Raw genomic sequence first — 9,748 nt, 5'->3', positions numbered from 1 at the left:
TGGTACACCAAGAATAATCATCTGAGCAAAACCAGAAACCAAAATGATTGCAATGAGATTTTCTTCGCCAAGCACATGATATTCGCCGCCAACATTGAGATACACTGCAAAGACAAAGATCAGAACGACCAAGATTAGTGGAATTATAATACCGCCGAATATGTCTGCTAATTTAAATTTGTTGTTCTCTGACATTATTCATTCCTTAAACTTTACTCTATCACAACAGCATATTTATAAGCTTAATGCTTGTAAGGCCAACCGTCACAGACCTAACACAAAAAAAGCGACAAATACCACAATAAGAACAGCAATATGGACACACTTTAAACAATCACTCAACATTTACATCTAAATTCCCAAAAAAGCGTGAGAATAACCCACAAAGTAGCGGAAAACAAAAAGGCCTTAAACAAATCATCCCGCCAAACAATCAACACCAACAATAACAGATAAAAATGCTTGTCTACACGCTCAAACGGCTTGGAGGCTAAAAAAATAGCCGACTTTAAAAAAGAACCTCAATACCAACAGTTATGGCAAAATTTTCTATAGAACGGCCTAATCTATAACAATAAATTTCAAATACCTGCCCTCTAACATAAACGACAGGTATAGATTAACAATGGGTAACGATTACTTTACCAAGAAACTTGAACCAATCAAAGTTACCAAGCAGAAACCGATTTCTCAATTATTAAAAGAAATGAGCAACACAGCCTATCAAGGCCGCAAGCTAGGCGAAGCAGTCGATGTCTGGGAAAATATGCTAAAAGAAAAAGACCTTGTCATCGCCTTGGGCTTTGCAGGCTCCATGTCCACAGCCGGACAGTGGACCGTTATCAACTGGCTTATGGAAAATCACTTCATAGACGTGCTCATCTCAACCGGAGCAAACGTATCAGAGGACATCGTGGATGCCATGGGCTTAGGCTACTGGCAAGGCAACCACGTAGTCAACGACGAAGAACTCCTAAACGCAGACGTCAACCGCTACTACGACGTCTTTGGCAAAGAAACCGACTACCGCGAAATGGAAGACTTAGTCACCGACTACGTCATGACCTGCGACCAAAACTACCAATACACCTCAGCAGAATTCCTCCACGGCCTAGGCCAATACCTAAACAAAAAAAACATACCCGCCATAACCGCAGTCGCAGCCGCCAACGGCATCCCAGTCTTTAGCCCAGCCATGGTGGATAGCGCATACGGCGAAACTTTCCTACTTGCCAAAAACAAAGGCCACCACGTACACATCGATAGCGTCAAAGAATTCGATCAATTCGTACAAATCGGAACAAAAACCAAAGAAGTCGGCGTCATCTACGTCGGTGGCGGCGTCCCCAAAGACATCACCCAACTCATCGCCATATCCGTCTCACCCATGACAGAGGACCAAGGCGTCAAAGGCAGACAAGGCGGCCTGCGCAAATCCATCCAAGAATACTACTACCCCCACAAATACGCCATCCAAATCACCACCGACTCACCCCAATGGGGCGGACTTAGCGGTTGCACCCTAGAAGAAGCTATCAGCTGGGGCAAAATCAACAACCAAGCCGGAACCCGCGCAGTGTGCTACTGCGACGCAACCATCGCCCTACCACTCATCGCCCACGCTCTAGCCGAACGTGTACCTGAGAAACGCAAAGGCCCAGACATGAGCTGGATCTTCAAAGACATACCAAAACCATAACACCCCCTCTCTTTTATTTTTACATACCGCTATATATAAAATCAAATTTTTTACATCCTTAACTCTTCAAGAGAAAATTTTTAGAACACATTGAATCCTTCATTTAATAACGAGAAGAAAATAATACAGTATGCGAGAAAAGGGGTTAGTTGAGGGAATGTATCACACAGAGACAACTAAAAAAATACACGAAAAACTAGACAACCCACCAGATATGGGCAAAATTAAAGGCAAACTATCAAGAGAAGAAATCTATGAAGAGAATATTATAGAGATGTGTATCTATACAACAAAATCAGTCTTTTCCTAAAACTTGCAGTAAAAAGTACACTCTAATTTCTTGATAGTTCGTTTGGTTTTTAAGGGCAGATTATGTTTAGGTTGTAGGGGATGTCACTTGGAGTTTGAGGAGGAGGAACTGAATGCAACTACTTTTCAAAGTTATCTCTATCTGGTCAAAGTTGGGAAGCCTATTGGGCCAAGAGATTTGATGCGTGGAGCTAATCTTAGTAGTCCAAGTGTTGCTTATCGTAATCTCCAAAAACTAATCGACTTAGGCCTTGTTGTCAAAGATCAATATGGCAACTATGTAGTAAAAGAAAAGAAGAGCATGAAGGGCTACATATGGTTTGGGAAGACCCTTATTCCCAGCTTTGTAGTCTTTGGGCTCATCTTTATCGGCATCTTGATTTGCGAAATAGTTATTCTCATTCCGCATCTGCTTATGTCATCGCCTATTCAAGAGTCATTTTGGCTCTTGACACTACTCACAGTTGTCTCCGCAGGGATTTTTATAGTCCAGGGTTGGCGCTTTAAAAGGAAAACATGAATGCAGACCTAACTTGGATCTTGTTGGTATACCAGGCAGGTACATATCAAACTTTGTCTGGAGTATCAATCAACATTAAAACAAGCATCTAATCATTTGTAAGGTTAACAGGTGCTAAATACACCAGCTTTATTAGCCTAAAATCAAAACATGTACCAACCAAATCCCGCGGAGTCATAGTACTTGCAGATCGATTATGCGCTAAAGCAGAAAATTCTTGAAGCCAACATTACGGTTCATCGGCAAGAAGCCAAATACTACGAACGACTCCACCCCGAGGTCTACAGCAAAAAAGAACAAAAACGCATAACTGATAGACTACAAGAAGTGGATCGGGTTCTTGGAGGAGGCAAAAAATGCGCGTTGGATGTGGGCGCGGGAACGGGTAACTTGACCGGTAAGTTGTTGCAGATGGGCTACCATGTGACAGCTATGGATATTTCTGCTGAAATGGGCAACATTCTCAAAAAGAAATATGCCGCGTATTTGGGCAGTAAATTAACGGTGATTAATTCACCTGTTGAAGAGTTGGATTTTAAGCCGGGGACCTTTGATTTAATCACCAGCTACTCGGTGATGCATCATCTGCCCGACTACATCGGTGTACTTCAAACGCTTATCGGGTTGCTCAAAAAAGGCGGGGTTATCTATATTGATCATGAGGCCTCACCGGTCTACTGGACAAACAAACAAAGCATGCTAGCGGAGATAATCAAAGGGCTCTATTTGCATACTAGTCCTGTGATTAACAGTCTATACTTCCAAATGACCGGGCTGAGGGTTCCCATGATAGACTACACGCTCTCAGATTATTGGTTCAAAAAAGACCATGCCCTAAACCACAAGAACATAGAAGCAGTGTTTAAACAAGCGCATTTTAGCTACTATAAGCGCTCTGATTATTTCCAAACCACAACTTGGATCCCCAATCCCCTGTTCTTGCCATATCGTCTAGTTTGCAAGCCTGAAATGAGCTACTGGATAGCTAAAAAATAATCAGTAACAATTTTTACGGATGAATTCAGCAAGTCCTCAAAGCAGGATAATAAAAAAGAATTATTTGTGTTGGAGTGCTGTGGCGATGGCTATGGCGGCAACGACTAGGAGTATGATTGCTATTGAGTAGACCCAGTTGATGGTGGATGCGAACCATGCGCCGCCCACGGCCATTATGATGAGACCGATTGCGATGGTGCTAAAGCCGCTGCGTTCATGGCGTATGGGTTGGCCCATGCGTATAGCGCCCAGAGCAAGTAGCCATAGGCCACAGAGCACAAACGCCATCGGTGCAATTAAGGTCCAGTTAATGAGGCCTACAGCGTAGAACAGTATGGCCACTGTGACGGCAACAAGGAAGGCACCGATGGTTAGCAGGGATCGTTTGTGCTCGGTACTCATGGTGTTTGCTTCCTAGCTGATTTTTTGTCCGCATTCGGGGCAGAATTTGCTGTTCGCTGGGATGGATTTACCGCAGTTGGGACAGGTCATTGTTTGTTGGCTGGGTGGGGTGAGGTTGGTTCCACAGCTGGGACAGAATTTGCTGGTTGCGGGGACTTTTTCGCCGCATTTGGGGCAGATGACTAGAGCGGTTGCGGGTGCTGCTACGGGTGCTGCTTGGGGGGTTGCTTGTTGGTTCATGATTTGGGGGATGAGAACCATGCCTGCGCCCAGAGCGCCTGAGCCGCCGCCTTTTCCTAGGGATTCAGCTGAGCTTTTGAGGGTTTCCATGCGCAGTACGTCGCCGGCGGAGGTGTTGCCTGTTTTTAGCCAGAAGAGGCGTTCGCGGTATTCGGGGGTGGTGTCTATGCCTTCGAAGCGCAGATCGGTGAGTTCGATGCCAACGCGTTTGAAGTAGTCGATGAGTGTGTTTTTGACGATGAGAGAAGTTTCGGTTAGGCGGGTAAAAACTGATACGAGGTCGTAGTGGCTCAATTCGGTGATGATTTTTTCGTTGAGAAAGCCTCGTAGAAAGTTGTTGACGCTATCGGTTGTGTAGGCTTTTTGGCCTCCGATGACTTCGTTGACAAATAGGGTGGGGTCGGCTATTTTGAACCAGAATTGTCCATATACTTGAAGGGGGGCTAGCTCTGTTGTTTGTGCGCGGGTACCCCATTTGCCGGCAAAGATTTTGGTGCTGATGAATAGAACTGTTGCTTTGAACGGTTTGTTGCCGCCAAATCCTGCGAGTCGGGTCAGTAATCCGGTTAGTAGGGGTAGGTTTAGGGTGGTTAGGGTGTGTCGGCCGGCTTGGAATACGTCGTAGGCTTTGCCGTCACGGAAGAACACGGCTAGTTCGTATTCGCTAACGATGAGTTGGGCGCCCCAGGTTATGTCTTCGTTGGGGTAGCGCCAAACGATGTCATCGGCGCCGGCGTTTGTCCATTGAATGACTTGTGGCATTATAGTTGTACTCCTGTTATGATTTCTTTGCGTTTGTCAAACGCGTCTTCGAGTAGTTCGAATTTGTCGGTTACGAGTTGGATTTTGTCTTTGAGGTTGGTATAGTCGCCGTTTAAGAGCTGGGTTTTTAGGTTGTCGATTTGATCAGTTAGGGTGTTGACGCTGTCTATTAGTTGGGTGTCGTAGGCTGTCATGCGCTCTAGGTTGTCTTCTTTGATTTTGATTATGTCGAAAAATCCTGCGTAACCGTATGATGCGTGGTTGACTTTCTCAGTTATACGATCCATTTTGGCACTTAAGCGGTCGATGTCGGTTAGGACATCGAGGTATCGTTTATCGGCGATTCGTTGGGCAATCGCTCGGACGTTGTCTTTGCCTTTGGATAGTTTGAGGGCAAGGTGAGTTCGGATTAGTTTATCGGATTCTCGTCTGAGTTCTTTTTCTTTGTAGCCGCGAAAACCGGGAATGGCAGCTACGATACGTTCAGAGAGGCCCATTTGGCTTTTGGCTTGGGCATAAATATCTTTATTTTCGCTCGTTTCCACTTTCCTCCTATATCTTCACTTCGTTATAAAAAGTGCGGGCTTTTAAAGGTTGGCTAGAACTTGCGGTTGGGGATGTCGCCTTTTAGAACCATACCTTTTGCGCCGTCAATGATTATTTGGTAGAGGTTGACTTTGTATTCATATTTTATGAACCAGACGGGTGCGTGGAGGTATACCATTTGTTTGAGGGTTAGGGTGGTGTTGGCTTCGATGATGCGGTCTACATCTTGTTGGAGTAGGAATCGGTGGTGGGTGTCGATTTGTTGTTGGGCGGTTGTTAGGGCTTGGTCGCGTTCCATTTCGCTGTTTAGGAGTTTGGCGAAGCCTTCTATTTTGCGGAAGTCGTAGGGTACTTTGCCTTCAAGGGGGATGTCGTAGGAGCGGGTGGGGAAGTCTGAGGCTTGTCTGGCTAGTACGAGCCAGTTGTATTGTTTTTTTATGTCGCCTTCTTTGACGATGGGTGGTGCGATGCGTTCAAAGATGCCTTTATAGGTTGTTGAGGCTTCTGCTGATACGATCCAAAATGGGAGGTAGGTGAGGTTTTTTTCTATGATTTTTGATTTTTTGGCTAGATCGTTGGGTTTCATGAACCCTGAGCTCATCCAGTCGCGTATGTAGGTCTCCATTTGTTCGGGGCTGTAGCGGTTTGGGAGAACGGAGTGTTCGAAGGTGAAGGCTTTGCCGGTTTCTATGACTGTTGTAAAGCCGCAGTATTTGCAGGTGGCGACGATTTCGCCGGGTTTAAAGTCTACTGGTGCGCCGCAGTGTGAACAGCTAATGTTTTGTGCTACAGCCATGGTTTTGTTTTCACTTCGTTTGTTTTTCTCGTTTGAGAATTTCTCTGGCGACAATGATGCCTGAGGCGGAGGCTTGGATTAGGCCGCGGGTGACGCCTGCGCCGTCGCCGATGGTGAACATGTTTTGGATTTTGCTCTCAAGGGCGTGGTTTAGTTGGAGATGTGAGGAGTAGAATTTGACTTCGACGCCGTAGAGCAGGGTTTCGGGTGATGCGACGCCTGGGACGATTTTGTCGAGAGCTTGGAGCATTTCTCGGATGTCGGTTATGTAACGGTAGGGGAGTACAAAGCTGAGGTCGCCTGGGGTTGCGTTTTTGAGGGTGGGTGTGACGATGCTGTGGTTTATGCGTTCTGGGGTGCTTCGTCTGCCGTGGTTGAGGTCGCATAGGCGTTGGACCATGACGCCGCCGCTTAGCAGGTTGCTTAGGCGTGCGATGTATTTTCCGTATGCGATGGGTTCTTTGAAGGGTTCGGTGAATTGGGTACTGACAAGGATTGCAAAGTTGGTGTTGGCGGTTTTGGTTTCTGCTTGGCTACCGCCGTTGACGGTTAGGACGCCGTCGTAGGATTCGGTTGTGACTTCACCGTAGGGTGAGACGCAGAATGTGCGGACTTGATCATCAAAGGACCGGGAGAAGTAGACTAGTTTTGGTTCGTAGAGGACCTTGGTGAGTTTTTCCATAACTGAGGCGCGGAGTTCGACTCGGACGCCTATGTCGACTGGGTTGTTTACGGTTTTTAGGCCTCGGATTTGTGCTTCGGTTTGGAGCCATTCTGCGCCGCTTCTGCCGGGGGCTATTATTACGTATTTTGATAGGATTTTTTCGCCGTTAACTGTTTCTACGCCTTGGATGGTGTTGTTTTCGGCGATGAGTCCTTTTACGTCGGTTTTGGGCATGAATGTGATTTTGCTGTTGAGGTGATCACGCATGCGTTTTAGGGTTTCTAGGCAACGATCGGTGCCCATGTGGCGGACTTCTTGTTTTATAAGTTTTAGACCTGCTAGGGATACTTGGCGTTCGATTTCGTCTACCTGTTCGTTGTGGCCGCCGTAAACTTCTTTGCTGGCGCCGAATTTGAGGTAGATTTCGTCGCAGTATTTGACGAGGTCTTGTAATTCTTTGGTGGAGACGTACTGGTTTAGCCAGCCGCCGACTTCGGTTGATAGGGTGAGTTTGCCGTCGCTGTAGGCGCCTGCGCCGCCCCAGCCTGAGAGGACTGCGCATGGTTCGCAGTGGACGCATTCAAAGCCTCGTTTTGAGGGGCATTTGCGTTTGTCTATATCTGTGCCTCTGTCGATGACAAGAACGTTGAGATTTGTGTGTTCGGTTAGTTCTAATGCTGAGAAGATGCCTGCGGGGCCTGCGCCCACGATGATTACGTCATATTTCAAAGGATAATTCTCCCTCTGGGACCCAAAAGTAGATACAACAGGTGACATATAACTGTTAGCTGATCTTGGCGTGGATTAACTGATCCACAGCTGGGGTAAGGTATATCTGTTTTTGCGATATGTCTTGCATAAACATTTTATATCTAAACCGTATATCAGGACAGGAGAGTTATGACAAAAGATAAAGACGTCGAAGGCATAGACGGACTCATAAGCGACTTCAACCGCTTCTACATACTAACAATACTCTATCAAAGCCCCGCCCACGGCTACAGGATCATAAACCAATTCAAAACCCAAGTCAAAAAAGAAATCAGCCCAAGCCTAGTCTATCCCTTCCTCCAAAACCTCGAAGAACAAGGCTACGTCAAACACACCGCCAAAATGGTAGGCGAAAAAAGACGCAAAAACTTTGAACTCACCGAAACAGGCAGAGAACTATGCAACAACCTCTTCAAACGCTTCACAGAACTAGTCTCAAGCGCCTTTGAAACCAGCCTCCAAACATGCACACACTGCAACACCAAAATCTACAAACCCACCCACCAAGAAACCATCAACAACACAGAAAAAACATTCTGCTGCACACACTGCGCCCAAGCATACAAAAAACAACAACAAAACAACCAACAACATAAATCACACTCAACAACACCTACCGACTAAAACAACACACCCAAAACCAATTATACCCATAGATAACAATAACAACAACAAATACTAAGAAAAGAAAAGTAAAAAGTAGCCTAAGCTCTGTACTAATCTTTGATAGCTTCAATAAAGCTCATAACATTCCAGAGCTTAACCCTTGTGTAGGGCGGCATGTTAGGATCTTGAAGAATCTCATCCAACAAGGCAACAGCATTTGAAGCCTTAACAGCCGGCGTATACTCGCTACTTTGTAAGGCATTCATAGCATCTTTGGCACTTCGACGTATATTACGCGGCGTTGTACTATCTTCAGAAACCTCACCAAGCACCATCAACGCCTGTTTAATCTTTGCTTCATATTCTTCTGTTTTCTTCTTACGCACCATAAAAGGGTCCTCCCCGTTTAACTGCATCTGGCAGTAATCAAGCTATATATGTATTTATACGTATTTACCTTTGGGGTTTAACATGCAACAAGACAAAGAAGACAACCCAATCAAGCGCATGGCAGAACTATTACGCCAGGGCACCACCCTAACCGATCTCTCCTGCCCCGCCTGCGCATCACCACTCTTTCGACTAAAAGACAACACACTCTGGTGTGCAAAAGACGAAAAAAAAGTAATCATAGTCAAAGAAGGCCAAGAACCACCCAAACAAACCACACCACCATCAACACAAAACAACAATACCTATGACAAACTCGAAACCGTCCTGATGACCAAAATCAGTGACATACAAAACAAAATCGAAACAACCCAAGACATAGACGAACTACAAAAACTCACCACAGCACTAAACGAACTACTAAACAGCGTTGAAAAAATCAAAAAAATGAAGGCATAAACACCACTTGACACTTGGTTTCTACAACAATTTCCCCCCAAACCTTCACCACACCCAAAACTACCTCACCACAACTACAAACCGACAACTCCAACAGCAACTGATCCAACTCTTTAGCAAAACAAACAATAAACAATTTAATTTCGAAGAAGTTACCATTCCCACAATACCAAACGGGGTGGTTATTTTTGAGATTGGATTAGCAGAAACAGATGGATTTACCTATCTCAATGAAGAGCAAACAAAAAAAGCGCTTCAATACATCTCAAAGACTCAGGTACAGATGCTTGATTTCTTCTGCGCAATACGTTACTATAAAAACAACGGTGAAAAACAGCAAGCACTAAAATTTGACTACTATATGTTGCGAGCAATATTTGGGAAAAACACACTGGAACTACAAATCCACCATGAAAGAGGTCCCCGTTATCTCTCACCGCAAGATTTAACAAATTTTTTTATAAATTGTCTTGTCCCAAAATAATTTCCCACCCGAGTTATCTTACGACACACTACCTCACCACCCAAACTCTGCAAAACACCTTTCCAAAAATACCGCACCCACCCAACTAAAAACATGGTCAAAAT

14 protein-coding genes are annotated in these 9,748 nt (G+C 45.2%); 7 read left to right on the top strand and 7 right to left on the bottom strand.

Features of this window, described 5'->3' with window-relative positions:
• Positions 1-195 (bottom strand): hypothetical protein (locus FWF39_RS10825; protein WP_343383455.1); only part of this gene is annotated, 195 nt, incomplete at its 3' end.
• A 430-nt stretch (positions 196-625) separates the two neighbouring features.
• On the opposite strand from FWF39_RS10825, the gene FWF39_RS10820 reads away from it, so the two are divergent.
• The 4 genes from FWF39_RS10820 to FWF39_RS10805 all read left to right on the top strand — a co-directional run bounded on the left by FWF39_RS10820 (position 626) and on the right by FWF39_RS10805 (position 3,524).
• Positions 626-1,699 carry a deoxyhypusine synthase family protein gene (locus tag FWF39_RS10820; protein WP_343383454.1) on the top strand — a complete coding sequence of 358 codons (1,074 nt, stop codon included), beginning with the start codon at positions 626-628 and terminating at the stop codon, positions 1,697-1,699.
• A gap of 130 nt (positions 1,700-1,829) precedes the next feature.
• Complete coding sequence (locus FWF39_RS10815; RefSeq protein WP_343383453.1) at positions 1,830-2,009, top strand: hypothetical protein; 180 nt, start codon at positions 1,830-1,832, stop codon at positions 2,007-2,009.
• An 87-nt stretch (positions 2,010-2,096) separates the two neighbouring features.
• Positions 2,097-2,528, top strand: coding sequence for a hypothetical protein (locus FWF39_RS10810; protein ID WP_343383452.1), 432 nt, complete (start codon positions 2,097-2,099; stop codon positions 2,526-2,528).
• Positions 2,529-2,711: 183 nt separating this feature from the next.
• A complete protein-coding gene (locus tag FWF39_RS10805) occupies positions 2,712-3,524 on the top strand; it encodes a class I SAM-dependent methyltransferase (protein ID WP_343383451.1) in 813 nt (270 codons plus the stop codon).
• Positions 3,525-3,584: 60 nt separating this feature from the next.
• On the opposite strand, the gene FWF39_RS10800 is transcribed toward FWF39_RS10805, so the two are convergent.
• From FWF39_RS10800 to FWF39_RS10780, 5 genes are read right to left on the bottom strand one after another with little or no spacing between them, the layout of a single operon-like run.
• Positions 3,585-3,926, bottom strand: coding sequence for a hypothetical protein (locus tag FWF39_RS10800; RefSeq protein ID WP_343383450.1), 342 nt, complete (start codon positions 3,924-3,926; stop codon positions 3,585-3,587).
• Between the two features lie 12 nt (positions 3,927-3,938).
• Positions 3,939-4,928 (bottom strand): SPFH domain-containing protein, encoded by a 990-nt coding sequence (locus tag FWF39_RS10795; RefSeq protein ID WP_343383449.1) that lies wholly within the window; start codon positions 4,926-4,928, stop codon positions 3,939-3,941.
• On the bottom strand, positions 4,928-5,473 hold the full coding sequence (locus FWF39_RS10790) for a hypothetical protein (RefSeq protein WP_343383448.1): 546 nt from the start codon (positions 5,471-5,473) through the stop codon (positions 4,928-4,930). Before FWF39_RS10790 ends, FWF39_RS10795 begins: the two co-directional genes overlap by 1 nt.
• Before the next feature lie 53 nt (positions 5,474-5,526).
• Positions 5,527-6,270: a hypothetical protein gene (locus tag FWF39_RS10785; protein WP_343383447.1), complete on the bottom strand. Its 744-nt coding sequence runs from the start codon at positions 6,268-6,270 to the stop codon at positions 5,527-5,529.
• A 10-nt stretch (positions 6,271-6,280) separates the two neighbouring features.
• The gene (locus tag FWF39_RS10780; RefSeq protein WP_343383446.1) at positions 6,281-7,711 is read right to left on the bottom strand and encodes an NAD(P)/FAD-dependent oxidoreductase; all 1,431 of its coding nucleotides are present in this window, start codon (positions 7,709-7,711) and stop codon (positions 6,281-6,283) included.
• 123 nt (positions 7,712-7,834) lie between these two features.
• Here FWF39_RS10780 and FWF39_RS10775 point away from each other — a divergent pair, with 123 nt between their 5' ends.
• A complete protein-coding gene (locus tag FWF39_RS10775) occupies positions 7,835-8,329 on the top strand; it encodes a PadR family transcriptional regulator (RefSeq protein ID WP_343383445.1) in 495 nt (164 codons plus the stop codon).
• 92 nt (positions 8,330-8,421) lie between these two features.
• Here the strand turns inward: FWF39_RS10775 and FWF39_RS10770 are convergent, their stop codons facing one another.
• Positions 8,422-8,700: a UPF0147 family protein gene (locus FWF39_RS10770; protein WP_343383444.1), complete on the bottom strand. Its 279-nt coding sequence runs from the start codon at positions 8,698-8,700 to the stop codon at positions 8,422-8,424.
• A gap of 82 nt (positions 8,701-8,782) precedes the next feature.
• Between FWF39_RS10770 and FWF39_RS10765 the strand changes: the two genes are divergently transcribed.
• Complete coding sequence (locus FWF39_RS10765) at positions 8,783-9,160, top strand: Sjogren's syndrome/scleroderma autoantigen 1 family protein (protein ID WP_343383443.1); 378 nt, start codon at positions 8,783-8,785, stop codon at positions 9,158-9,160.
• 7 nt (positions 9,161-9,167) lie between these two features.
• Positions 9,168-9,644, top strand: coding sequence for a hypothetical protein (locus FWF39_RS10760; RefSeq protein ID WP_343383442.1), 477 nt, complete (start codon positions 9,168-9,170; stop codon positions 9,642-9,644).
• Positions 9,645-9,748: the final 104 nt, after the last annotated feature.

This window comes from Candidatus Bathycorpusculum sp. (assembly GCF_009778815.1).
Classification (GTDB): domain Archaea; phylum Thermoproteota; class Bathyarchaeia; order Bathyarchaeales; family Bathycorpusculaceae; genus Bathycorpusculum; species Bathycorpusculum hydrogenotrophicum.
The sequence above is the reverse complement of the archived record's forward strand: the minus strand, read 5'-3'. Positions and strand labels throughout refer to the sequence as shown.

Coding starts and splice junctions, on each gene's coding strand:
- FWF39_RS10820 (WP_343383454.1), top strand. CDS start 626: ATGGGTAACGATTACTTTACCAAGAAACTTGAACCAATCAAAGTTACC.
- FWF39_RS10815 (WP_343383453.1), top strand. CDS start 1,830: ATGCGAGAAAAGGGGTTAGTTGAGGGAATGTATCACACAGAGACAACT.
- FWF39_RS10800 (WP_343383450.1), bottom strand. CDS start 3,926: ATGAGTACCGAGCACAAACGATCCCTGCTAACCATCGGTGCCTTCCTT.
- FWF39_RS10795 (WP_343383449.1), bottom strand. CDS start 4,928: ATGCCACAAGTCATTCAATGGACAAACGCCGGCGCCGATGACATCGTT.
- FWF39_RS10785 (WP_343383447.1), bottom strand. CDS start 6,270: ATGGCTGTAGCACAAAACATTAGCTGTTCACACTGCGGCGCACCAGTA.
- FWF39_RS10780 (WP_343383446.1), bottom strand. CDS start 7,711: ATGTCACCTGTTGTATCTACTTTTGGGTCCCAGAGGGAGAATTATCCT.
- FWF39_RS10775 (WP_343383445.1), top strand. CDS start 7,835: ATGACAAAAGATAAAGACGTCGAAGGCATAGACGGACTCATAAGCGAC.
- FWF39_RS10770 (WP_343383444.1), bottom strand. CDS start 8,700: ATGGTGCGTAAGAAGAAAACAGAAGAATATGAAGCAAAGATTAAACAG.
- FWF39_RS10765 (WP_343383443.1), top strand. CDS start 8,783: ATGCAACAAGACAAAGAAGACAACCCAATCAAGCGCATGGCAGAACTA.